Below are 24,332 nucleotides of genomic sequence, written 5' to 3'. Positions count from 1 at the left end.
CCATGCCGATCCAGACGCAACACCTCACGCGCGAGCCGTCGGGCCGCGTGAGTCGGAAGGCTTCGTCGCTGCGCGCTGCGCTGTGCCTCGGACTGAGCGCGGCGCTGCTCGCCGGATGCAGTAGCGGGCCGACGCTGGGCGGTTACGGCGCGCCGTCGGCCGCTGCGCTCATGCAGGCGCAACAGAACGACGAGGAGCGGGCAAGGGCCGCGAAACCCGATACGCGCGAGTTGTACCTGTCGATGATTCGTCAGTCGCAGGAGCAGGGGTCGTACTTCGCCTCGCTCGCGCACATCGAGCAGTTCCGGATTCAGTACGGTTCCGCACCTGACGTCGACATTCTGCGGGCCGATGCGCTGCGCGAGACCGGACAACCGGAGCAGGCCGAGCAGGCCTATCGTGCGTTGTTGGGGAGCAGTGAGGCCGCCGCCGCATGGCACGGCATCGGACTCGTGGCGGCGCAGCGCAAGGATTACGCAGGTGCCGCTCAGGCGCTGCGTGAGGCCGTGAGCCGCGCGCCGACCGAGGCGTTCTATCTGAGCGATCTCGGCTTTGCGCTGCTGAACAACGGCGACACGGCGGGTGCACGCGTGCCGCTCGCGCAGGCGGCCGAACTCAGGCCCGACAGCCGCAAGGTGCTGAGCAATCTCGCGGTGTATCTCGTCGTGATGGGTGACCGCTCGCGCGCCGACGACATGATGACGAGCGCCAAGATGCCGCAGACCACGCGCGACGCGATCAACAAGCTCGCGGCGGACATCCGGGCGAACACCCGGGCGCGCAAGCAGGCAGCGGACGCCGCAGCCGCGCGTGCGGCGGCGCAGGCGGCGGCGTCGCTCGTTCCGCAGGCGGCGCCGGTTGCGTCGGCTGGGGCGACGGCCTCGCGTGCCGATGCCGGTGGGCCCGTGGTGGTGCGTCTGACGCCGGGTGCGGCCGATGCGGTACAGAACGCGACGACGCTGCAGACGCAGCCGCAGCAGGCGCCCGTGAAGGCGGCGACGTCCGACGCGAAGCTCGCGCGCGCAGGCGAGTCCGCGCGCAGCGACATGCCGACGTCGATGCTCGATCGTTTTGCGCACTCGCAGTAAGGCGCTCGGACCGGGTTGACCGGGCGACAGCGGTGACAAGAGCAGTCCATGTGTTGCGAATCACGCAACCTTAGGGAGAGGGAATCATGGCAGTCCAGAAACTTCAGCGACATCCGGGTATGCGCACGGTGACGGCCATGCAGGTCGGATTGGCCGTGTTCACGCTGTGGGCCGGGGCCGCCACCGCGCAGGGCAACACGCCGCTCACCGGATCGATGGGGGGCGCCGACGCACGCGCCGTGGCGTCGCCTTCCACGGCTCGGGCCGTACAGGTCGCACAGGCGTCGCCCGCAGCCGATACGGCGCAGCAGGCGCCCGCCGCGCAAGCGGCAGCGCCGGCGCCCGTTCAGGCGGCCCGCACGCCGACCAATGTCGTGCGCCGTACTACGCCGCCGCGCGTCGGCGAACACGCGCGCGATGGCATGCTGGGCGACGAGACGGAAGCGTTGCTCGCCGTGCAGGGCAACAATCTTGCCGCCGGACCCGGGTTGCCGATGCTCGGCGCAACCGCTTCGCGCGCTTATCGTCGCTATCTGGAAAGCTTCAATTACGCGATCCCGGCGTTCTTTACGACGATGGTGCAAAGCGATAGCGGAGGCGGCGGTGGAGGCGGTGGCGGTGGGGGCGGCAACGTCGGCACCAGCGGAAGCTCGGCGGGGGCTGGCGCGAGCCAGTGATGCGTGATGAAAGCGCGTGCGCGTGTGCGCCCCACGAAGCCCTCGACGACCACGACGGTAGCGCCGTCGACCGGATGTGAGCGGCGCTCAGGGTGGCTGCCGGCGCGTCAGCGCGGCTCGGTGCCGATCCTCGCCTTCATCTTCCTGATCGTGGTGCTGATTCTGGCGTTTGCGATCGATGCCGGCTACGCGTTCATGAAGCGACGCGACCTGCAACTTGCGGCGGACATGGCGGCGCTCGCGGGGGCGCAGACGCTGCCAGGGTGCGCCAACGCCACGTCGTACGACACGGTCGCGCGAGCGAACGTCACCTCGAACCTCGGTAGCAACGTGACCGGGCTGACCATCGCGACGTCCTGTGGCATCTGGACCTCGCCTGCGGCGTCGTCCAGCACGCCCGGCACGTTCGTGGCGGCGACGTCGGCGAATGCGGCCAACGGCAACGCGGTGTCCGTCACGCTGACGCTGGGCGTGCCGTCGTTCTTCCAACTGGCGGGCACGCGCACGATTGCCGCCAATGCCATCGCGCGAAAAGCCCCGGCGGTCGTGACGTTTACCGTGGATTCGGGCCTCCTGGCGCTCAATGCCAACAACTCGGTGCTCGCGCCGCTGCTCAACGCGGTCGGGATCACGCCGTCGCTGTATGTCGGCGCCGCGCAGCAACTCGTGGGTGTGAACATTACCCCGAAAGGGCTGTTGCAGGCGCTCGGTGTGCCGGTGACGGGGGATGTGAGCGTGGCGTCGCTCTCGGGCGTGGCGGCTGTGAAGAACCTCACCGTGGGCACGCTGCTGAGTGCGACGAATACGGCGCTCGCCACGCAGAACGGGGCGTTGTCTGCCTCGGTCACGGCGATGAACAACCTCATCAACGTGTTCGCGAACAGTCCGGTCCTGAATTTGCCGATCAACCTGCTGGGGACCGCGACGTCGCCTGGCATCATCGCGAACATCGACGCTGCCGGGGTGAGCGCCGCGAACGCGCTGAGTGCGAACGTCGGCATCTCCGATCTGATTACGGCCGCTATCATCGGCGCGAACGGCAACAACGCCGTGGCCGTGCCGTCGCTCTCGATTCTCGGCGGGACCGTGTCGGTCGTGGCGCGGGTGATTTCGCCACCGCAAATCGGCGTCGGAGGCGTGGGCGCCACGGCAACGAACGCGCAGGTGCGGCTGTTCCTGACGGTCAACTCGGCGGCGTCGTCCGCCGGTCCGCTTGCCGGGATTTTGAGCGCCGTGGGCACGCAACTGAATCTTCCGCTGGTGCTTGAAGTGGCGCAGTCGACGGCGACGGTCACGGCATTGCAGTGTGGCGCGACGCCCTCGACCACCTTGCAGGTCAACTCGGGACTGGTGAACGTGTGCGTGGGCGCTGCGGCATCCGGGGTGAATGTGCAGACCGATCCGCGCAGTTGCACAACGCTCATGACGCAACGCACGAACATTGCGACGTTGCTCGGCCTGATCAACGTGGGGGCTAACGTGAACTTGTCGCTTGTGACGAATTCGCCCGCGCCGATCACGTTTACCGGGCCGTTCCCGCAAAAGGTCGGGCCTATCGGGTCGAGCGTGGATCTGAGTCAGATCGTCAAGGCGTTGCTGACCGGGCTCTCGCTCGACGTGAGTGCTGGCGGGACATCGACGTCCGGGACCATCGGCACGGGGCTGGTGAACAATGTGCCGTCGGCACTCGCGGGGTCGTCGATCTCGACAGTGAACAGCTTCCTGAGCACGGCCGCCGCCGGATTGAAGCAGACGACCAATGCGCTCGGCACGACGCTCGGCGGTGTGCTGACGCTCAATCTGCCGCAGGTGTTGGGCGGCGTGGGCGGGCTGGTGACGGGATTGGTCAACACGCTGGGCGGCATCGTCTCCGGGTTACTGGGCGGTGTCACGGACCTGCTCTGCAATCTGTCGGGTAACGCCAATCAGTGCCGTATCAATGCCGTATCGGGATCGATCGGCACGTCGGATATCTCACCGGTGCTCGGCAGCGTGCTCTACACCTTGCTCAATCCGCTGCTCACGCCGCTGAGCAACGTGCTCAATACGCTGCTGTCGTCGCTGGGCATCACGCTGGGCATGACGACGGTCACGGTGGACAGCATCAACTGCCAGAACGGTCTGGTGCAGCTAGTGTATTAGCGGCGATCGAACGCGGGTGAGATCGCTGGAGCAACGGTGCTCGACTGGATGTCGGGCGTTGTGTGCGTGGTAGGGTTCAAGGCGCAGTAGATGGCGCGGTGCAAGGCAAAGATGACGCAGAGAATCACGAACAAAACGATCAGTGATGCCCGAAATGGAGCCGGGCCGGCGCACTGAACTTCACCATGACGAACGCCGGGGGGCGTTCGCCAACGAGCGGACAAGCATGAAAAGCAAGCCAGTACGTGAAGATCTCGATGTGTATGTGTGGGAGGGCAAGTCGGATATCGCAGACCGGGTGTCCCACTGTCTCGCGAGCTTCGACATGGAAGTCATTCGGGCGGACGGCGTCGATCTGTCGCGCGAGCGCACGCGCGCGCGTCCGTCCATCGCGGTGGTGAGCGTGTCGGTGATCGAGGGCGCGTCGACCAATGCGAACGAATGGCAGCTCGGCCACGGCATGCCGGTGATCTGGGTCGCGACGACGCCGCGCGAGAACGACGGACGGGTGTTCCCGCCCGAGTACAGCAACATCCTCACCCTCGACTTCTCCGGTGCGGAGCTGCGCACACTGATCTTCAAGCTGTCCGGGGCTATCGCAGAGGCCGATCAGGCGCCGGTGCCCACTGACCCGCTCGTCGCGCAGTCGAGCGCCATGCTCGGCCTGCTCGCCGAAGTCGATGCTTTCGCCGATTGCGATTCGAACGTGCTGATCCACGGCGAGACCGGCGTGGGCAAGGAGCGTATCGCCCGCCTGCTCCACGACAAGCAGAGTCATTACGGACGGGGGCCGTTCGTTGCCGTGAACTGCGGTGCGATTCCCGACGGTCTCTTCGAATCGCACTTCTTCGGTCACGCCAAAGGCGCGTTCACCGGCGCGCTGTACTCGCACAAGGGGTATTTCGAGCAGGCCAACGACGGCACGCTCTTTCTCGACGAAATCGGCGACCTGCCGCTGTATCAGCAGGTCAAGTTGCTACGGGTGCTGGAGGATAGCGCCGTGACGCGCCTTGGCTCGGCGCAGCCCGTGAAGCTCGACTTCCGGCTGGTCGCGGCGACCAACAAGCATCTGAAGTCGATGGTGCGCGACGAGTTGTTCCGCGCCGACCTGTTCTACCGTCTTGCCGTGATCGAGTTGCACATCCCGAGCCTGGAGGAGCGCGGGCCGGTCGACAAGCTGGCCGTCTTCACCGCCTATCTCGGCAAGGTCGTGGGCGATAGCGAGATCGGGGCGCAGGTGCCGGCATGGCTGCGCGAACTGGTCGAGGGCGGTCTGTTTCCGGGCAACGTGCGCGAGATGCGCAATATCGCCGAGCGCGTCGGCATCATCTACCGGCAACTGGGCGGCTGGGACGAGCGGCGCATTCGACCGATCTTCGACGCGCTGTCGATGGGCACGGTGGCACGCGCGGACGACGCGTCGCGCGGCGGCGCAGCGGTGGGCGAGCGCGAACGTGCGCGCTGGGACGCCACCGAGCGGGCCCGTATTGTGGCGGCGCTCGACGCCAATGGCTGGCGACGTCAGGACACCGCCAACGCGCTGGGCATCAGCCGCAAGGTGCTGTGGGAAAAGATGCGCAAATACCAGATTCTCGGCAACGACTCGGAGTTGGCGAGCGAGTTTGAGGGCTGAGCCTGGCGCCGTCCAACGCCGAGGACAACGCGCTCTGCGTTGATGAAGTCTTGGCGTGGCGTTTTATGACGGGATTTTTCTGACAAGCAGCTTCCGTCTTCCGGAAGTCCCGACGACCCTCAGTTGCGCCGTATCAACAGATGAAATTGCGGCGGCAGAATAACGCATTCCCTGCTTGGAAGACCGGGCCTCAATGGATAGAATTGTCGGCTATTGCGGGCATGCGGTTATCATTCCACAAATACGCAGGTATCAGATCCTCGGGACGGAGTCCGGGGTGGCGAATGAATGCGACGAATAAGGATCGTGAAACGATCCGGTCGATAACAGGAAAACAGATCAGATGAAAATCAGTGATTGCCGGGGGCGGTTGTGGTTGGGCGTGGGGGTGGCATGCCTGGCCGCCTGGGGGACGTCAGCAATGGCTGCCGACCCGGTCCGTGATGTGACTGGTGCGACGCCCGCGCAACTTGCAGCTCCGGCAGTGCCTGCACAATCGGCCAACGCGCCGGTGGCCGCATCGGGCACGATCCAGGAACTGCGCGATCGCATTCAGAACAAGGAAGTCACCGAATTGCGCACGACCTACAACGGTCGTTACGGCGCAAGCCTGCTGTTCTATCCGCAGACGCTGGGCTACTACGTGGCGCTGTTCCACGAAGGCCAGTTCTGGCGCGTGGTCAAGGTGAGCAACGAGAAGAAGGCCGAAGCGCTGTATGCCGACTTCGTCCATCAGACGCAGGTGCTCGCCGACGTCGAGATCAACCGCATCAAGCTCGAAGCCCAGAAGGCCATGATCGAGCGTCAGTTGGCCGAGAGCGAAACGCGCCTCAATGCCGTGCAGAACGACCTCACTATCCAGCGTCAGCAGGAACAGGCGCTGGCGCAGAACCAGCAAGCCGTGCGTGAGCAGGCCGCTGCCCTCGAGACCGAGCGTAGTGCTGCACGCATCCGCCTGAGCGACGTGCAGGGCCAGATCCGCTCGCTGGAAGCCCAGCAGAACAGTGTGGATTCGGATCTCGTGCGTTCGGTCAAGGGTTCGTCGAAGAAGACGACGCGTCGCCGTTAAGCCGCGTCTCAGACGTCCCAGCATGTGAGAAAGCCGCCTTCGGGCGGCTTTTTTCATGGGATGGCGTGCATATCGGTACACCCAATTGCGGGGACTGTCGACTCACGAATCGCGCATGTCCGGCATATGTCGCGCATTTGCAACTCGAATAGCGGCGCCGCGTGCGTGGCCCAACGGCGGCAAGGGATGGGCAAAACCCTTGTGGCGCGGGACTGGTCACGGCGTCCGGCTCGTCATATCCTAGCGGGGCATGTCATGTAACAAGCCCGGCGATCAGGAACTGCCCGGGCTGGCGAGGGAACCGGCGCCCAGTTAGAATAGCGCCCATTTTGTGCAGCGCAATAAAGCGATTACCCAAACCTTATGACGCAAAACATTCGACACGGGCAGCGCCCCCAGGCCATGCCCGCGCTCATGGTGGCGGCTATCGGCGTGGTCTTCGGCGATATCGGCACCAGCCCGCTCTATGCGCTCAAGGAATGTTTCGATCCGCAGCACGGCATTCCGTTTGATCAACAGGCGGTGTTCGGCATCATCTCGCTGCTGTTCTGGGCGCTGGTGATCGTGGTTTCCCTGAAGTACGTCTTGTTCGTGATGCGAGCGGACAACCGCGGTGAAGGCGGGGTGCTCGCGCTCATGGCGCTCAGCTTGCGCAGCGTGAGGGCGGGCAGTCGATGGGCATCCGTCCTGATGATGCTGGGGATGTTCGGCGCCTGCATGTTCTATGGCGACGCCGTGATTACCCCGGCCATCTCCGTGATGTCGGCGGTCGAGGGGCTGGAGATCGCCGCGCCTTCGCTGTCACGTTTCGTGCTGCCGATCACGATCGTCATTCTGATCGTGCTCTTCTCGATGCAGAAGTCGGGGACCGCCAAGGTCGGGCGTCTGTTCGGCCCGGTCATGGTGCTCTGGTTCGTGATTCTCGGCGTGCTGGGCGTGTACAACATGGTGCTCGCGCCGGAGATCGTGAAGGCCATCAACCCGTACTACGGCATCCATTTCATCCGCACTCACGCGTTGCAGGCCTACATCGTGCTCGGCTCGGTGTTCCTCGTGCTGACCGGCGCAGAAGCGCTGTACGCGGACATGGGGCACTTCGGTATCCGTCCGATTCGCTTCGCCTGGTCGGTGCTGGTGTTTCCGGCGCTGGCGCTGAACTACTTCGGTCAGGGGGCATTGCTGCTGTCGAACCCGAAGGCCATCGAAAATCCGTTCTTCCTGCTCGCGCCGGACTGGGCGCTGTTGCCGCTGGTGATCGTGGCGACGGCGGCCACCGTGATCGCGTCGCAAGCCGTGATTTCCGGGGCGTTCTCGCTGACCAGTCAGGCGATTCAGCTCGGCTATGTGCCACGCATGAAGATTCTGCATACGTCGGATCGCGAGATCGGTCAGATCTATATGCCGGTCATCAACTGGTCGCTGCTGCTGGTCATCATCTGGATCGTGCTGGCGTTCAAGTCGTCGAGCAATCTGGCGGCCGCTTACGGCATTGCCGTGACGACGACGATGGTCATCACGACCATTCTCGCGTGCGTGGTCATGGTCAAGGTCTGGAACTGGAACAAGTTCCTCGTCGCGCTCATCATCACGGGCTTCCTCGTGGTCGACTTCGCGTTCTTCGGCGCGAACCTGATCAAGGTGGAAGAGGGCGGCTGGTTGCCGCTCGCCTTGGGCGCGTTCCTGTTCTTCATGCTGATGACGTGGCACAAGGGCCGGCAGTTGCTGCGCGAGCGCACCGCCGCCGACGGCATTCCGCTCGGGCCGTTCCTGCAAGGTCTGCTGGCGCACCCGCCGCATCGCGTGGCGGGCACGGCCATCTACCTGACGGGCGGCAATACGCTGGTGCCGGTGAGCCTGCTGCACAACCTCAAGCACAACCGTATCCTGCATGAGCGCACGATCTTCCTGACGTTCCGCACGCTGGATGTGCCTTATGCCGAAGATGCCAGCCGCATCGAGGTCAAGGACCACACGGGCGGGCTGTACAGCGTGGTCGCGACGTTCGGTTTCAACGAGACGCCGGACGTGAAGGAAGTGCTGCATCTGCTCGAAGAGAAGACGGATATGCACTTCGAGTTGATGGATACGTCGTTCTTCCTCGCGCGCGAGACGGTCGTGCCGACCAAGCTGCCGGGCATGTCCATCTGGCGTGAACGCCTGTTCGCGTGGATGCACCAGAACGCTGCCAAACCGACCGACTTCTTCAGCATTCCCGCGAACCGCGTGGTTGAGCTGGGGACGAAGATCGAGATCTGACGCAGCGTATTGCGACGCGGCGAAAGCAAGACGTAAAAAGCCCGCTCAAACGAGCGGGCTTTTTAATTGGGATGCGCTCAACGGTGGCGGTGCGTCGCGAAGGATGCCCCCCGCATGTCACCGCCGCCGTGTGCCTTGGGCTCAGCGCTTGAGCTTGGCGAAGGCCGCTGCCATGGCGTTGACCGTTTCCGGTTCGCGCGAGCGTCCGCCGCCGTTGCCGCCTCGGCCACCGCTGCCCTGACCGCCGTGCCCGCCTCGCGGCGCACCGCCGCCGTGACTACCCGGGCGGTCGCTGCTGCCCGCCACCGGCAGGTCGTCGTTCAGACGCATGGTGAGCGAGATACGCTGGCGGCGCGGATCGACTTCGAGCACCTTGACCTTCACGATATCGCCAGCCTTCACGACTTCGTGCGGGTCCTTGATGAACTTCGTCGACATGGCCGAGACGTGGACGAGACCGTCCTGATGCACGCCGATATCGATGAACGCACCGAAAGCGGCAACGTTCGTCACCACGCCTTCGAGCTGCATGCCCGGCTTCAGGTCGGTCAGCTTCTCGACACCTTCCTGGAACGTTGCCGTCTTGAACTCGGGACGCGGATCTCGGCCCGGCTTCTCGAGTTCGGTCAGGATGTCCTTCACCGTCGGCAGGCCAAAGCGCTCGTCGACGAACTCCGTGGGCGACACGCTGCGCACGACCGAACCGTTGCCCATCACATCGCCAATCGACTTCTTGATTTTGGCGAGAATGCGCTCGACGACGGGGTAGGCTTCCGGGTGCACCGACGAGCGATCCAGCGGATTGTCGCCGCCGTTCACACGCAGGAAGCCGGCCGCCTGCTCGAACGTCTTGTCGCCCAGACGCGGCACCTTCCTGAGCGCCTCGCGATTGGCGAACGGACCGTTGCTGTCGCGGAAGTCCACGATGTTCTTCGCCAGCGTGCTGTTCAGGCCCGACACGCGCGCGAGCAGCGGCGCCGAGGCGGTATTGACGTCCACGCCGACCGCGTTCACGCAATCCTCGACGACGGCGTCGAGCATGCGCGCCAGTTCACGCTGGTTCACGTCGTGCTGATACTGCCCCACGCCGATGGCCTTCGGCTCGATCTTGACGAGTTCGGCCAGCGGATCTTGCAGACGTCGCGCAATCGAGACGGCGCCACGCAGCGAGACGTCGAGTTCAGGGAATTCCTTCGCTGCGAACTCCGACGCCGAGTACACCGAGGCGCCGGCTTCCGAGACCACGATCTTCTGGAGCTTCAGTTCCGGATGGCGCTTGATGAGTTCCAGCGCCAGCTTGTCCGTCTCACGCGACGCCGTGCCGTTACCGATACTCACCAGTTGAGCGCCCGTCGCGGCCGCGATCTTCGACAGTCGGGAGAGCGAGCCGTCCCAGTCGCGACGCGGCTCATGCGGGTAAATGGTGTCGGTGCCGAGCAGCTTGCCCGTCGCGTCGACCACTGCGACCTTCACGCCGGTGCGCAGGCCCGGGTCCAGACCGATCACGCCCTTCGGGCCGGCCGGTGCGGCGAGCAGCAATGCCTTGAGGTTGCGGGCGAACACGCGAATGGCTTCGCTCTCGGCGCTCTCGCGAATCTGCGTGAGCAGTTCCGATTCGAGGTGCGGCTGCACCTTCACGCGCCAGCACCAGCGGCAGACGTCCGCCAGCCACTTGTCAGCCGCGCGGTTCTGCTGGCGAATGCCGAAGTGACCGGCGATCACGCCTTCGCACGGATGCGGGATCTGGGCGTCGAGTTCTTCGCCAAGGCCCAGCTTGACCATCAGAATGCCGAGGTTGCGGCCACGGAAGAGGGCGAGCGCGCGGTGCGACGGCACGGCCGCGATCGGCTCGGCGTAGTCGTAATAATCGCGGAATTTCTCGCCTTCCTCGCTTTCCTTGCCTTCCACGACCTTCGACGACACGACGCCCTGGGTCCAGAGGTAGTCGCGCAGCTTGCCGAGCAGCTCGGCCGTCTCGCCGAATTGTTCGGAAAGGATGTCGCGGGCGCCGTCGAGGGCCGCCTTGACGTCGGCAACGCCTTTCTCGGCGTCGACGAACTTGGCGGCTTCAACCTGCGGGTCGAGCGTCGGATCGGCGAGCAGCGCCTGCGCGAGCGGTTCGAGACCGGCTTCGCGGGCGATCTGCGCGCGGGTGCGGCGCTTCGGCTTGTACGGGAGGTAAAGGTCTTCGAGCGTCTGCTTCGTGTCTGCCGCGACGATGGCGGTGCGCAGTTCGTCCGTCAGCTTGCCTTGTTCCTCGATGCTCGCAAGAATCGCCGCACGGCGATCTTCCAGTTCGCGCAGATACAGCAGACGCTCTTCGAGCGTACGCAGTTGCGTGTCATCGAGGTTATCGGTCACTTCCTTGCGGTAGCGCGCGATGAAGGGCACGGTGGCGCCTTCGTCCAGCAGTTGCACGGCGGCGGCGACCTGACGCGGCTGCACGCTGAGTTCGTCGGCGATGCGTTGAACGATCTGAAGGGCTACGTTTTGCGTCATGAGTGTTGCGAGTTACCCAAGTGCCAGGAGCGGGGCATTTTGCCATAAACCGCGGGCGCGTCCGGGCAGGCAATGCTAAAATTTGGCATCACTCTGCTCAACCTCATGATTTCCTTCGAAAAATTGTTTTCGCGACTGAATCTGCGACAGCTTCCGAACCGTCCGGCCCTCACGCGCGTCGCCGCGGGTGTCGTGTTCGGTTTCGTGACGGCTGCCGTTGTGCCGGGGACGTCGTTCGCTCAGGGGCTGTCGGCCGTCGAGGCGGCCGGACGCACGACCGAACAACTGCGTGTGCCCCAGGTGCCGTTCGATGCCACCGCCGACCGCACGCCGTCGTCTGCCAGCAAGGCCAGCGCTGCGGCTGCCGCAGCCGAGGACGACAAGCCCGTCGCCTATGACGACCAGCTCGACATGCATCCTGCCGATGACGATTTTGGCGGCCGCCGGGCGGTGCTCGATCGTCAGCGCGCGTGGGTCGACTACCGTTTCGAAGAGGCGAAGTACGAGTGTGCCTCGAAGTTCTTCGTGAATTACTGCATCGATAACGCGCGCGACGAGCAGCGCGAAGCGCTCAAGGCGATTCGTAGCCAGCGGCTGGTGCTCGAAGATCAGGAGCGCAAGGTGCGCGCGCAGGAGCGTGACGAACGCCTCGCAGCCAAGCGCGCGCAAACGGCTGCGGAAGCACCGCAGCGTGCCGCCGAGCGGGCTCAGAACGTCTCGGATTACGAGGCCAAGCAGGCCGAATATCAGCAGCGCGTCACTGAACGTACGGGACAGGCACCGCAACGTGCGGCGAATACCGAGTCGTACAACGCCAAGCAGGCGGGGCAGCAGCAGAAGCTCGACGAGGCGAAAGCGTCTGCGGCGCAAAAGGCTGCCGAGCGCGAAGAGAACGTGCGCAAGTACAACCAGAAGCAGCAGGAAGCCATCGAGCGTCAGCAGAAGTCGGACGCGCGGCGTAACGAGTCGCAGTCGGGGAGTTCGCCGGCGCAGAAGGCCTTGGAAGGGCAGTAAGCCCGCGCAGGCTGGAGGCGGGCGGAACGCGACGCACAACGCGGGTTGGCGCCGAACCGGAATCACTTGAGAGTCGCAGGAGAGTTGTCACGATGCAGCACGATCTTCACTCCGTTGGACGTCGCATCATCGAATTGCAGATCGAACACCGCGATCTGGACTATCTGATCGATAAGTTGCTGACGGAACCGGCGTATGACGAGCTTCAGGTCACCCGGCTCAAGAAGCGCCGTCTGAAGATCAAGGACACGATCACCCTGCTGCAAGTGCAGCAAACGCCGGACCTGCCCGCCTGAGCGAGCGCCCCGACAATGCACCGGAAATTCGCGCGATATCTGCGACATTCGTCCTGAGCTTCGCGCGGTAACTTTTTTCATTGCGGCGCTGCGTATCCCCATGAGGCGATGCGCGGCGCCTTCGAGTTTTCAGAGCCGTTTTGACCGATTCCGCCGCCGCATCCAGCGATTCCACCGATCTCTCCCCAAGCGCTGACACGCCAACGTTCCATGGACTCAAGCCGCTCGACCCCAAGCGAGAGCGCGAGCTGGAGGAAATCTTCGGCGATGGCGGCATGCTGGCGCGCGCGATCGACGGCTATCGCTCGCGTGAACCACAAACCGAGATGGCGCGTGCCGTGGCCGCTGCGATGGATACGCACGACTCGCTGATCGCCGAGGCCGGCACGGGCACGGGCAAGACCTACGCGTATCTCGTGCCCGCCATGCTGTGGGGCGGCAAGACGATCATCTCGACCGGCACCAAACACTTGCAGGACCAGATCTTTGCGCGTGACATTCCGACCGTGCGCAAGGCGCTTGCCGTGCCGGTCACGGTGGCCATGCTCAAGGGCCGCTCGAATTATCTGTGTCACTACTATCTGGAGCGTGCGCAGCAGGAAGGGCGCTTTGCGTCGCGCCATGAGGCTGCCCAGTTGCGCGAGATCACGACGTTTGCGCAGATCACGCATAGCGGCGACAAGGCGGAACTGGCATCCGTGCCGGAGAACGCGCCGATCTGGGCGCAGGTAACGTCTACGCGCGATAACTGTCTCGGCCAGGATTGCCCGCGTTACAAGGACTGTTTCGTGATGCTCGCGCGCAAGGAAGCGCAGCAGGCCGATCTCGTGGTCGTCAATCACCACCTGTTCTTTGCGGATGTGATGCTGCGCGATACCGGTATGGCGGAATTGCTGCCGAGCGCCAATACCGTCATTTTCGACGAAGCGCATCAGTTGCCGGAAACCGCCACGCTGTTCTTCGGCGAGACGGTCTCGACCACGCAACTGCTTGAACTGGCGCGTGATTGCGTCGCGGAAGGCCTGATTCACGCGCGCGATGCCGCCGACTGGGTCAAGCTCGGCGCGAATCTGGAGCGGGCCGCGCGCGATGTGCGTTTGACGTTCGGTCAGGACAACGCGCGGATGTCCGTGACGCAACTGCCGGACGATCACGAGTTGTTCGGGGCGCTCGAGAGCGTCGACATCGCGTTGCAGGATGTGATCGAGACGCTTCAGCATCAGGCAGAGCGCGCCGAAGCGCTCGGTGCCTGTCTGCGTCGCGCATTGGAATTGCATGAGCAACTGGAGCGTTGGCAGTTGGGCGTGACGCCGCCGTCGCCGGGCGAGCAGCCACTGCCGCTGCTGGACCCCGACGCGCCGCGTGTGACCGACGGCAAACGCGAAAAGGCGGTGAAGGCGCGCGAGGCGGAAGCGGCGCGTCTGACGGCGGAAGCGAAGGCGGGGGAAGGCGCGGACGGCGAAGGTAAATCGGAAAAGACCTACACGCCGGCGGAGACGGTCCGCTGGATCGAAGTGTTCTCGCAGGCGGTGCAGTTGCATCAGACGCCGCTCTCGATTGCGCCGATCTTCGCGAAGCAGCGGGCCGGGGCGCCGCGCGCGTGGATTTTCACGTCGGCTACGTTGTCCGTGAAGGGCAATTTCATGCACTACGCCGCGCAATTGGGACTCGATGCAGGCAAGTCGCTGACGCTGGCCAGTCCGTTCGACTATCAGAACCAAAGCTTGTTGTACGTGCCGCGCGGATTGCCGCAGCCGTCGGCACCGAACTTTACGGACGCTGTGCTCGATGCCGCGTTGCCGGTGCTCGAAGTCAGCGGTGGCCGGGCCTTCGTGTTGTGTACGACGTTGCGCGCGGTCAATCGTGCCGCGGAGCGCCTGCGCGAAGAGTTCGAGCGGCGTGGCTGGCCGTATCCGCTGCTGGTGCAGGGCGAAGCGAGCCGCACGGAGTTGCTCGACCGATTCCGCGCGCTGGGCAATGCCGTCCTCATCGGTAGCCAGAGTTTCTGGGAAGGGGTGGACGTGCGGGGTGAAGCGCTTTCGCTCGTCATCATCGACAAATTGCCGTTCGCGCCGCCTGACGATCCGGTGCTTGCCGCGCGTCTCGATGCGCTGACGAAGAAGGGGTTGAGTCCGTTCGCCGTGCACCAGTTGCCGCAGGCGGTAATCACGTTGAAGCAGGGGGCGGGGCGCCTGATTCGTTCGGAAGCCGATCGCGGGGTGCTGATGATTTGCGATCCGCGTCTCGTCGACAAGCCCTATGGGCGGCGAATCTGGCAGAGCCTCCCGCCATTCAAACGTACGCGGGAATTGCCGATCGTGCGCGGATTCTTCGACGAGATCGCGGCCGAGGCGGGCGATTGAGCTTCACGATTCCTACACTCGGCGCGGAATGAAAAAGCCAGGCGGTGAAACGTCTGGCTTTTTCGTTGCCTTGCGCTGCGATGTCTGTTGGGCATCCGTCGGCTATCAACCGGGCATGGCGTCCAGCCAGCGACCGATGACGGCCGGAGCAACTTCGGACAACCGGGCGTGATGCGCCCGGGCATCGTTGCGCAGGCCCACAGGATCGATCTTCGCAGCGCCGAGCTCGCACGCATGCCCGACGAGCCACGATTCGATACGTGCGGCGTCGGCTTCCAGATGAAATTGCAGTCCCAGCGCGTGCGTGCCCAGCGCGAAGGCCTGATTTTCGCCAACGGCCGTACGTGCCAGATGCACCGCCCCCGGCGGAATGTCGAACTGGTCGCCATGCCAGTGGAGTACGCTCGCGTCGCCCAGTGCCGCCAGGGGCGACGACAGGCCCGCGTCCGTCAGCGTCAGCGGGGCGTAGCCGATTTCCTTCACGCCCAGCGGGTACACCTTTGCGTCCAACGCTCGCGCCATCAATTGCGCGCCGAGGCAGATGCCGAGGATGGGCTTGCCGGCGGCGAGGCGCGCCTTGACCAGCGCGAGTTCGTCCGCGATGAACGGATGCAGCGGGTCGTCGAAGGCGCCGATAGGACCGCCGAGCACGACGAGCAAGTCCGGTGAGCGCGCGTCGACGGTGCGCAGGTCGGCGAGCGGCGCGTCGACATACTCGATGGCGTAACCGCGTTGTGTGAAATACGGCGCCAACGTGCCGAGGTCTTCAAAGTGGACGTGACGCAGGGCCAGCAGCGTCTTGCCGGTGGTGGACGAGGGATTCACGAAACCAACTCCTGATGCCTGAGAAGCGCGGCCATCCGGCCGTCATGTGGACATGCAAAAACAAAAAGCCCCCGCTTGCGCGAGGGCTTTTCGACGAATGCCAATCGACAACCGAGACGGCTTAACGCCAGATCTGCCACCACGACTTCTTGTCGCTCGGGTTGTTGTCGATGCGGCGGCCGACCGTGAGGTAGCCGCTGTTCGGGTAGGTCTTTTCCATCACACGACGCGCATCGTCACGCAGTTCGGTCATGCCGAGTTTGTCGTACGACTTGATCATGATGCCAAGCGCGTCTTCGAGTGCCGGTGCCTGATCGTAATCCTGCAAGGCGCTCTGTGCACGGTTCACGGCAGCGAGGTAGGCGCCACGGCGATAGTAGTACTCGGCGGCGTGCACTTCGTGCGCGGCCATCGCGTTCACGGCGTAGCGCATGCGCAGGGCGGCGTCGTTCGCGTACTTGCTGTTCGGATAATGCTCGACGAGGTACTTGAAGCTGTCATAGGCCGCACGCAAAGCCTTCGGATCGCGTTCGCTGAGATCCTGACCGGAGAAGCGGCCGAACAGACCGAGGTCGTCGTTGAAGTTGATCAGGCCCTTGAGGTAATAGGCGTAATCGATCGACGGGCTGTCCGGATGCAGACGGATGAAGCGCTCGACGGCCGTGAGGGCCTGCGCCGGCTCATTGTCCTTGTAATAGGAGTAGGCCGTGTTGATCTGGGCTTGTTGGGCGTGCGGGCCGAACGGGTCGCGACCTTCGAGCAACTCGTAGTATTTGGCGGCCTTGGTGTAGTCGCCGCTGTCGAAGCTGTCCTTCGCTTCCGAGTATAATTTGTTCGTCGACCAGCTGGCCGTTTCGTCGACCTTCTCCGGCAGAATGCCGCAGGCGGCCATGCTGCCGACCACGATGGCGGCCAGCGTCAGATGTTTGACAAGTTTCAGGGCTTGCATGCTCGTTGGCTTCACTTCTCGATGACCCGTTCAATAGTGCCGGATTATAGCGTAACCGCCTCATTTGCCACGGAAAATGCGGAGGATTCGTCGGACGACGACCTCGAATCGCTTCCGGAGGCTTTCCCAAGCCGCGCCGATCACGCCCCCGCAGGGGCGACTTCTGCCGTATCTACCGCAACGCCGCTGACCGCCATACTGCCCGATTCGCTCGCCGGCGAGCGGCTGGACAAGGCGCTGGCGTCCTGTTTTCCCGAATATTCCCGTAGCCGTCTGCAAGCCTGGGTCGAAGACGGCCGCGTCACGCTCGACGGCGAACCCGCCAAGGTGCGCCAGAAAGTGGCCGGCGGCGAGACAGTCCTCATCACGCCGGCGGCATTGCCGGAGCAACTCGCGTTCGCTCCGGAACCGTTGCCGCTCGACGTCGTGTACGAAGACGCCGCGCTTGCCGTCTTCAACAAGCCTGCGGGCCTCGTCGTCCATCCGGCGGCGGGCAACTGGTCCGGCACGTTGCTCAATGGGCTGCTGCATCGGTATGGGCAAGCGGCCGCCGATCTGCCGCGCGCGGGCATCGTCCACCGGCTGGACAAGGAGACGTCCGGCCTGATGGTCGTGGCGCGTACGCTGGTGGCGCAGACCGATCTGGTGCGCCAGTTGCAGGCGCGCTCCGTGAAACGCCATTACGCGGCACTTGTCTGGGGACGTCCGCCACTGCGTACGGTCGTCGACGCGCCCATCGGTCGTGACCCGCGTGAGCGCACCCGCATGGCCGTGGTGCAAGGGCAGGGCGGCAAGCCCGCGCGCACCCGCGTGGTGACGGTCGCCAGCGCAGAATGGGAGAATTCCCCGGTTTCGTTGGTGCTTTGCTCGCTGGATACCGGCCGCACGCACCAGATTCGCGTCCATCTTTCCCATCTTGGGCACTCATTGCTGGGCGATCCGCTATATAAGCCCCGTCACAAGCGCCCGTCGTTGCCGGGCGGGTTTGCGCGTCAGGCATTGCATGCCTGGCGGCTTGGCCTGATTCATCCTGAGGACGACAGCGCCATGCACTGGCAAGCCCCCTTGCCGGACGATATGCGTGAACTCATGACCGCGCTCGGTCTCGAATTCGACTTTACAACGCTCCCCGATTCGCTCGATGACTTCTTCCCTGCCTGAGCAAGACACGATACCTGCGGACTGGATCGTTCCCGACTGGCCCGCGCCGAAGCAGGTGCGCGCGGTGTTCACCACGCGTGCCGGGGGTGTGAGCGAGGGACCGCAGGCGACCTTCAATCTCGGTTTCAAAGCCGACGACGATCCCGAGGCCGTCCGGACCAACCGTGCGTTGCTGGCGACGCGAACGGGCGTGGCGTCGGCATGGGTGGCGCAGGTGCACGGCCCGCGCGTGGTCGACGCGCAAGCGGCACTGGACGCCGCGCAATCGGGCGACCCGCTGCAAGCGGACGCCAGTGCCACGAACGCCGTAGGTCTCGCAAGCACCGTCATGGTGGCGGACTGCCTGCCGGTATTGCTGTGCGACGCGCAGGGACAAGCGGTGGCGGCTGCCCACGCGGGCTGGCGTGGGCTGTGTGCGGGTGTCATCGAACAGACGGTACAGGCATTGCGTGCGCGGCTGCCCGAATCCGGTGCGCAAGCATCGGTGATCGCATGGCTCGGCCCCTGCATCGGGCCGACGGCATTCGAAGTGGGGCCGGAGGTGCGGCAGGCTTTCCTCGATGCCGCCACGCCGCAGGAGCACGAAGCCACGCAAGCCGCGTTTGTCCCGCATGGCGACCCCGCCGTTGGCAAATCGCTGGCGGATCTGTGTGCGCTGGCCCGGTTGCGGCTGGCGCGTGAAGGCGTGACGAGCGTCTCGGGTGGGCAGTGGTGTACGGTCAGCGATCCGGCGCGCTTCTATTCCTATCGTCGTGACCGGACGACAGGGCGGATGGCGGCGCTTGTGTGGCGTGAGGCCTGATCGCCGGAATTCGTCCGGAATCAGTCGGAATTCGTCCGGATCATTGAGGATTTGTCGACGCTGTCCTGCGTCATGTCGATCATGCGGCGACCCGTTGTCCGGCGCGGGTCACCGCCGAACCTGTGCATCCGGAGCGTTCATTGTGCGTCATCGCGTCGCAGCGCGCGTGCACGCCGCGCGCGGCTTCCCGACAGATAGAGAACAAGCAGGGCAGGACCGATGCCCCCGAAGAGGAAGATCGCGATGCCCAGCCAGGCCGACGGCGCGGTGATGGCGACCATGCCAATGACGTAAAGCCAGCCGAGAAGAATGATGAGCATCGGGACAAACGCGCATTCAAAAATAGGGGCAGTACCGAGACAATGCGAAGTCAGAGAGAAGTCCCTCGCCTGTGACGTACGCTGCAAAGATTGACACGCCTGCGCGCGCACGCAAGAATGCTTCACAGGCGGAGCGCATCGCTCATAAAGCGAAGCACGCCGCCGCGTTTCGGGCGCCGGCCCTGAACGCAACGGACGTGACACTCAGGCTACCATGAATCGCGCCAGTGCCAACTTCGATCCGGCCTCGTTTGCCGCCTCGTTTGCCCAGCAGTTTCCCTCCGCTTCGCTCTCCGCTCAGGACATGTCGCAGTGGTTCAAGGCCGCCCAACAGATGTTCGGCGCTTTGCCGGGGGCTGCCGGCCCGTCACCCTTTGCTGCGAATGGTGCAGCGGCTGCCGCGAATCCGTTCGCGGGGCTTTTTCAGCAGTTCGATCTTTTCGGTAAGCCGGGCGCGTTGCCGCAGCCGACGTCGTTGCACGTCGATCCCGCGCGACTGAACGAGCTTCAGTCGGATTACGCCCGAGAGTTTTCCGAACTCGTCGCCAGCTTCAATCAACCCGGCCTCGATAATGCGCCCCCGTTGGGCGACCGTCGTTTCTCGGGAGACGGCTGGCGCAATCCGTTCTACGCATTGCCCGCTGCGCTTTATCTGCTCAACGGCCGTTTTCTGATGCGCATGGCCGAACTGGTCGATGCCGATGCGAAAACGCGCGAGCGCATTCGCTTTGCCGTCGAGCAGTGGGTGGCCGCGAGTTCGCCCGCGAACTTCATCGCGACCAATCCGGACGCGCAGCAACGTCTCGTGCAGACGCACGGCGACAGCCTGCTCGCCGGCATGCAGCATCTGCTGGTCGACATGGGCAAGGGCAAGGTCTCGCAGACCGATGAAGCCGCGTTCGAAGTCGGACGTAACGTCGCGACGACCGAAGGCGCCGTGGTCTTCGAGAACGAACTGATCCAGCTCATCCAGTACAAGGCGCTTACGCCGACGGTGCATCAGCGTCCGTTGCTCGTGGTGCCGCCGTGCATCAACAAGTACTACATCCTCGATCTTCAACCGGAAAACTCGCTGATCCGCTACGCCGTGGAGCAGGGGCATACCGTGTTCGTCGTGTCGTGGCGCAACCCCGACATGTCGCTCGCGCACAAGACGTGGGACGACTACGTGGGTGAGGGGCCGATTGCCGCCATCGATGTCGTGCGCGACATCAGCGGTCAGTCGCAGATCAATGCGCTCGGCTTCTGCGTGGGCGGCACGTTGCTCGCCGCCGCGCTGGCGGTATTGGCCGGGAAGGGGCAGACGGGGCGCAAGTCGCCGGTCGCGAGCGTGACATTGCTCACGACGCTGCTGGATTTCTCCGATACCGGCGTGCTCGACGTGTTTGTCGACGAGCCCCATGTGCAATTCCGCGAGCAGACGATCGGCGGCGGTCTCGGCCAACCGCCGGGGTTGATGCGCGGCGTCGAGCTGGCGAACACGTTCTCGTTCCTGCGTCCGAACGATCTGGTCTGGAACTACGTGGTCGACAGCTATCTGAAGGGCAACGCGCCGCAGCCGTTCGACCTGCTTTACTGGAACGGTGACGGCACGAACCTGCCTGGACCGATGTTCTGCTGGTATCTGCGCCATCTTTATTTGCAGAACGAACTGAAGCAGCCGGGGACGATCCAGACGTGCGGCGTGCCGGTGGATCTGAGCGCGATCGATGCGCCGGCCTATGTGTTCGGTTCACGCGAAGACCACATCGTGCCGTGGACGTCGGCGTTCCGGTCGCTGCCGTTGTTGAGCGGCGAGCGCCGTTTCGTGCTCGGTGCGTCCGGTCACATTGCGGGGGTCGTCAATCCGCCCGTGAAGAAAAAGCGCAGCTATTGGCGCAACGACGACGTTGGCGTCGAGGCGAGCGATTGGCTGGCGGGTGCGACGGAGTACCCGGGAAGCTGGTGGAGCGACTGGAGCGAATGGCTCGCAGGCTACGCCGGAAAACGCGTTAAGGCGCAAAATGCGTATGGTAATGTTGCTTATGCACCCATCGAACCAGCGCCCGGCCGCTATGTGAAGGCGAAGGCCTGAGCATAGGGCGCCCAGTTGTGTGTGGCCGCGCGAACGATGGTTTGCGCGGCGGGCATCCCCCCTGGTTCGAACCCATTGAAAAAAGAGGAATGAGACATGACGGATATCGTGATTGTGTCGGCTGCCCGTACGGCAGTCGGTAAGTTTGGCGGCTCGCTGGCCAAGGTGGCGGCGCCGGATCTGGGGGCGATCGTGATCGACGAAGTCCTCAAGCGCGCGAAGCTCAAGGGCGAAGACATCAGCGAAGTCATCATGGGGCAGGTGCTGACGGCCGGCTCGGGTCAGAACGTGGCGCGTCAGGCCTCGATCAAGGCCGGGCTGCCTGCGATGGTGCCTGCGATGACGATCAACAAGGTGTGCGGCTCGGGCCTGAAGGCCGTGATGCTCGCCGCCAATGCGATTACCTCCGGTGAAGCCGACATCGTCGTGGCCGGCGGTCAGGAGAACATGAGCGCTGCACCGCACGTGCTGCCGGGCTCGCGCGACGGCTTCCGCATGGGCGACGCCAAGCTCATCGATACGATGATCGTCGACGGCCTGTGGGACGTGTACAACCAGTACCACATGGGTATCACGGCGGAGAACGTCGCCAAGGAGTACGGCATTACGCGCGAGATGCAGGACGAATTTGCCGCCGCGTCGCAGAACAAGGCTGAAGCAGCACAGAAGGCCGGACGCTTCGATCAGGAAATCGTGCCGGTGTCTATCCCGCAGCGCAAGGGTGATCCGGTGGTCTTCAAGACCGACGAGTTCGTGCGTCATGGCGTGACGGCCGAGTCGCTCTCCGGCCTCAAGCCGGCCTTCTCGAAGGACGGCACCGTGACTGCCGCCAACGCTTCGGGCATCAACGACGGTGCCGCGGCCGTGGTCGTGATGTCGGCCAAGCGCGCCGAGCAACTGGGCCTCACGCCGCTCGCGCGCATCGTGGCGTACGCGAACGCCGGCGTCGATCCGTCGGTGATGGGCATCGGTCCGGTCCCGGCATCGCAACGCTGCCTCTCCCGTGCGGGCTGGAAGGCGAGCGATCTGGATCTGATGGAAATCAACGAAGCGTTCGCGGCGCAGGCATTGGCGGTGAACAAGCAAATGGGCTGGGACACCTCGAAGATCAACGTGAACGGCGGCGCTATCGCCATTGGTCACCCGATCGGGGCGTCCGGTTGCCGTATTCTCGTCACGCTGCTGCACGAAATGGCGCGTCGTGACGCGCGTCGCGGTCTGGCGTCGCTGTGTATCGGCGGCGGTATGGGCGTGGCGCTGGCGGTGGAACGCGTCTGAGCCCACCCGCTTTTCGCGTGGGGCATCAGAACCGCAGAAGAAGCAGTGCCGCCCGTGTGTGCAACGCGCACGGGCTCGCACTGAGGAAGTCGTCAGGAGACGAAAGGCTCGCGTGGGAACGCGCGGCCTGCGCGTCGGTCAATTGGCAGTCGCAACAGGCGGCAATCAGCCGTTATTTTGGGGGAAGCGTTCCATGACTCAACGCATTGCATATGTGACAGGCGGGATGGGCGGTATCGGTACGTCCATTTGCCAGCGGCTGTACAAAGATGGCTTCAAGGTCGTGGCGGGCTGTGGTCCGAATTCGCCGCGCCGCGTGAAGTGGCTGGAAGACCAGAAGGCGCTGGGTTTCGATTTCGTCGCGTCGGAAGGCAACGTCGGCGATTGGGAGTCGACGAAGGCTGCGTTCGACAAGGTCAAGTCCGAAGTCGGTGAAGTCGACGTGCTGGTGAACAACGCCGGTATCACGCGCGACATCGTCTTCCGCAAGATGACGCGTGAAGACTGGGATGCCGTCATCGACACGAACCTCACGAGTCTGTTCAACGTCACGAAGCAAGTGATCGAAGGCATGTGCGAGCGTGGCTGGGGCCGAATCATCAACATCTCGTCGGTGAACGGTCAGAAGGGCCAGTTCGGCCAGACGAACTACTCGACCGCCAAGGCCGGTATCCATGGTTTCACCATGGCGTTGGCGCAGGAAGTGGCGACCAAGGGTGTGACGGTCAATACCGTGTCGCCGGGGTATATCGGTACGGATATGGTCCGCTCGATCCGTCAGGACGTGCTCGACAAGATCGTGGCGACGATTCCGGTCAAGCGTCTGGGCGAGCCCGGCGAAATCGGTTCGATCGTGGCCTGGCTGGCATCGGAAGATTCGGGCTTCTCGACGGGCGCGGACTTCTCGCTCAACGGCGGCCTGCACATGGGCTAAGCGGTAACGGGGCGGGTGCCGGTGCGGGCCGAGACAAAGCACCGCGCCTCGTTGCGGGTTAGGGCTTTGCCGCATAGCAGCAAACGTCCTAGAATCGATAATATGTGATTAACCCCGACCGCCGGTCGGGGTAGTCCTTCAAAAACGCAGGAAACCCACCGCATGACCGCGAGCAAGAAGACTGACGAGCGCCTGATCAAAAAGTATCCGAACCGGCGTCTGTACGATACCCAGACCAGTACGTACATCACCCTTGCCGATGTGAAGCAACTGGTGCTCGAGACCGAGGAGTTCAAGGTCGTCGACGCCAAGACGGGCGAGGACCTGACTCGCAGCATTTTGCTGCAAATCATTCTGGAAGAAGAAACCGGCGGTGTGCCGATGTTCTCGAGCGCCATGCTCGCCCAGATCATCCGTTTCTACGGCCACGCGCTGCAGGGGATGATGGGCACCTACCTCGAGAAGAACATCCAGACTTTCATCGAGATTCAGAACAAGCTGGCCGATCAGTCGAAGGGCATCTACGAAGGTGCGGCCTTCAACCCGGACGTCTGGGCGCAATTCATGAACATGCAGGCGCCGATGATGCAGGGCATGATGACCAACTACATCGAACAGTCGAAGAACCTGTTCGTGCAGATGCAGGAACAGATGCAGAGCCAGGCGAAGAACATGTTCAACACGTTCCCGTTCCCGGGGGGACCGGGCGCGCCCGGTGCGCCGGGCCGGGACCCGAACAAGAAGCCCTGAGCCAACGCTTCGTTGGCTGACCCTGCGGTGTGACATGGGGCGCACACCGCAGAGGCATCGCCTTGCTAACCCGTCTTTTTCCCTGGTGACACAGCCGTTCGACGCGTTCGCGCGATAGTTGGAACGAACCGGAGGCGATCAGGGTAAAATGCGCGGTTAATTGACGCGATGTGACGCGATGCCGACAGACGCACTGCGCATC

At 64.0% G+C, this 24,332-nt stretch carries 19 protein-coding genes; 15 read left to right on the top strand and 4 right to left on the bottom strand.

Translation table 11 applies throughout. The features are described 5' to 3' along the window. The first annotated feature begins 2 nt into the window (after positions 1–2). From PCA20602_RS06670 to PCA20602_RS06645, 6 genes are all read left to right on the top strand, one after another. The gene (locus PCA20602_RS06670) at positions 3–1,088 is read left to right on the top strand and encodes a tetratricopeptide repeat protein (RefSeq protein ID WP_150720505.1); all 1,086 of its coding nucleotides are present in this window, start codon (positions 3–5) and stop codon (positions 1,086–1,088) included. A gap of 86 nt (positions 1,089–1,174) precedes the next feature. Continuing rightward, complete coding sequence (locus tag PCA20602_RS06665; protein WP_246182062.1) at positions 1,175–1,765, top strand: DUF3613 domain-containing protein; 591 nt, start codon at positions 1,175–1,177, stop codon at positions 1,763–1,765. Between the two features lie 6 nt (positions 1,766–1,771). After that, entirely contained in the window at positions 1,772–3,907 is a 2,136-nt protein-coding gene (locus PCA20602_RS06660; RefSeq protein WP_150720504.1) for a pilus assembly protein TadG-related protein, read from the top strand. Between the two features lie 226 nt (positions 3,908–4,133). Then, entirely contained in the window at positions 4,134–5,540 is a 1,407-nt protein-coding gene (locus PCA20602_RS06655; protein ID WP_069343844.1) for a sigma 54-interacting transcriptional regulator, read from the top strand. 343 nt (positions 5,541–5,883) lie between these two features. Then, positions 5,884–6,609: a DUF2968 domain-containing protein gene (locus PCA20602_RS06650; protein WP_150720503.1), complete on the top strand. Its 726-nt coding sequence runs from the start codon at positions 5,884–5,886 to the stop codon at positions 6,607–6,609. A gap of 363 nt (positions 6,610–6,972) precedes the next feature. Further along, positions 6,973–8,865 carry a potassium transporter Kup gene (locus tag PCA20602_RS06645; RefSeq protein ID WP_150720502.1) on the top strand — a complete coding sequence of 631 codons (1,893 nt, stop codon included), beginning with the start codon at positions 6,973–6,975 and terminating at the stop codon, positions 8,863–8,865. Between the two features lie 141 nt (positions 8,866–9,006). Here PCA20602_RS06645 and PCA20602_RS06640 read toward each other — a convergent pair whose 3' ends face one another. Continuing rightward, positions 9,007–11,364: a Tex family protein gene (locus PCA20602_RS06640; RefSeq protein ID WP_150720501.1), complete on the bottom strand. Its 2,358-nt coding sequence runs from the start codon at positions 11,362–11,364 to the stop codon at positions 9,007–9,009. Positions 11,365–11,469: 105 nt separating this feature from the next. Between PCA20602_RS06640 and PCA20602_RS06635 the strand changes: the two genes are divergently transcribed. The 3 genes from PCA20602_RS06635 to PCA20602_RS06625 all read left to right on the top strand — a co-directional run bounded on the left by PCA20602_RS06635 (position 11,470) and on the right by PCA20602_RS06625 (position 15,037). Then, positions 11,470–12,378: a hypothetical protein gene (locus PCA20602_RS06635; protein ID WP_150720500.1), complete on the top strand. Its 909-nt coding sequence runs from the start codon at positions 11,470–11,472 to the stop codon at positions 12,376–12,378. A 92-nt stretch (positions 12,379–12,470) separates the two neighbouring features. Next, complete coding sequence (locus PCA20602_RS06630) at positions 12,471–12,674, top strand: YdcH family protein (protein WP_069341138.1); 204 nt, start codon at positions 12,471–12,473, stop codon at positions 12,672–12,674. Positions 12,675–12,814: 140 nt separating this feature from the next. Next, positions 12,815–15,037 carry an ATP-dependent DNA helicase gene (locus PCA20602_RS06625; protein ID WP_150720499.1) on the top strand — a complete coding sequence of 741 codons (2,223 nt, stop codon included), beginning with the start codon at positions 12,815–12,817 and terminating at the stop codon, positions 15,035–15,037. Between the two features lie 105 nt (positions 15,038–15,142). Here PCA20602_RS06625 and PCA20602_RS06620 read toward each other — a convergent pair whose 3' ends face one another. Both PCA20602_RS06620 and PCA20602_RS06615 read right to left on the bottom strand, forming a co-directional pair. Beyond that, positions 15,143–15,862 (bottom strand): glutamine amidotransferase, encoded by a 720-nt coding sequence (locus PCA20602_RS06620; RefSeq protein WP_150720498.1) that lies wholly within the window; start codon positions 15,860–15,862, stop codon positions 15,143–15,145. A gap of 121 nt (positions 15,863–15,983) precedes the next feature. Further along, positions 15,984–16,811 carry an outer membrane protein assembly factor BamD gene (locus PCA20602_RS06615; RefSeq protein ID WP_069341141.1) on the bottom strand — a complete coding sequence of 276 codons (828 nt, stop codon included), beginning with the start codon at positions 16,809–16,811 and terminating at the stop codon, positions 15,984–15,986. A gap of 21 nt (positions 16,812–16,832) precedes the next feature. On the opposite strand from PCA20602_RS06615, the gene PCA20602_RS06610 reads away from it, so the two are divergent. Further along, complete coding sequence (locus PCA20602_RS06610; RefSeq protein ID WP_174980859.1) at positions 16,833–17,972, top strand: RluA family pseudouridine synthase; 1,140 nt, start codon at positions 16,833–16,835, stop codon at positions 17,970–17,972. Beyond that, positions 17,953–18,774 carry a peptidoglycan editing factor PgeF gene (gene pgeF, locus PCA20602_RS06605; RefSeq protein WP_150720497.1) on the top strand — a complete coding sequence of 274 codons (822 nt, stop codon included), beginning with the start codon at positions 17,953–17,955 and terminating at the stop codon, positions 18,772–18,774. The genes PCA20602_RS06610 and pgeF overlap by 20 nt, the downstream gene beginning before the upstream one ends. A 137-nt stretch (positions 18,775–18,911) precedes the next feature. Here pgeF and PCA20602_RS06600 read toward each other — a convergent pair whose 3' ends face one another. After that, entirely contained in the window at positions 18,912–19,094 is a 183-nt protein-coding gene (locus PCA20602_RS06600; RefSeq protein ID WP_069341144.1) for a hypothetical protein, read from the bottom strand. Between the two features lie 334 nt (positions 19,095–19,428). Here PCA20602_RS06600 and phaC point away from each other — a divergent pair, with 334 nt between their 5' ends. The 4 genes from phaC (at position 19,429) to phaR (ending at position 24,130) form a co-directional block, all read left to right on the top strand. After that, on the top strand, positions 19,429–21,168 hold the full coding sequence (phaC, locus tag PCA20602_RS06595; RefSeq protein WP_425495650.1) for a class I poly(R)-hydroxyalkanoic acid synthase: 1,740 nt from the start codon (positions 19,429–19,431) through the stop codon (positions 21,166–21,168). A gap of 96 nt (positions 21,169–21,264) precedes the next feature. Then, positions 21,265–22,446 carry an acetyl-CoA C-acetyltransferase gene (locus tag PCA20602_RS06590; protein ID WP_150720496.1) on the top strand — a complete coding sequence of 394 codons (1,182 nt, stop codon included), beginning with the start codon at positions 21,265–21,267 and terminating at the stop codon, positions 22,444–22,446. A 193-nt stretch (positions 22,447–22,639) separates the two neighbouring features. Beyond that, the gene (locus PCA20602_RS06585) at positions 22,640–23,380 is read left to right on the top strand and encodes a 3-ketoacyl-ACP reductase (protein ID WP_069341146.1); all 741 of its coding nucleotides are present in this window, start codon (positions 22,640–22,642) and stop codon (positions 23,378–23,380) included. Between the two features lie 162 nt (positions 23,381–23,542). Beyond that, positions 23,543–24,130, top strand: a complete 588-nt coding sequence (gene phaR, locus PCA20602_RS06580) for a polyhydroxyalkanoate synthesis repressor PhaR (RefSeq protein ID WP_069341147.1) — start codon at positions 23,543–23,545, stop codon at positions 24,128–24,130. Positions 24,131–24,332 lie beyond the last annotated feature (202 nt).

The sequence above is a fragment of the Pandoraea capi genome, from assembly GCF_902459735.1.
Taxonomy (GTDB): domain Bacteria; phylum Pseudomonadota; class Gammaproteobacteria; order Burkholderiales; family Burkholderiaceae; genus Pandoraea; species Pandoraea capi.
This window is presented reverse-complemented; position numbering and strand designations above follow the sequence as displayed.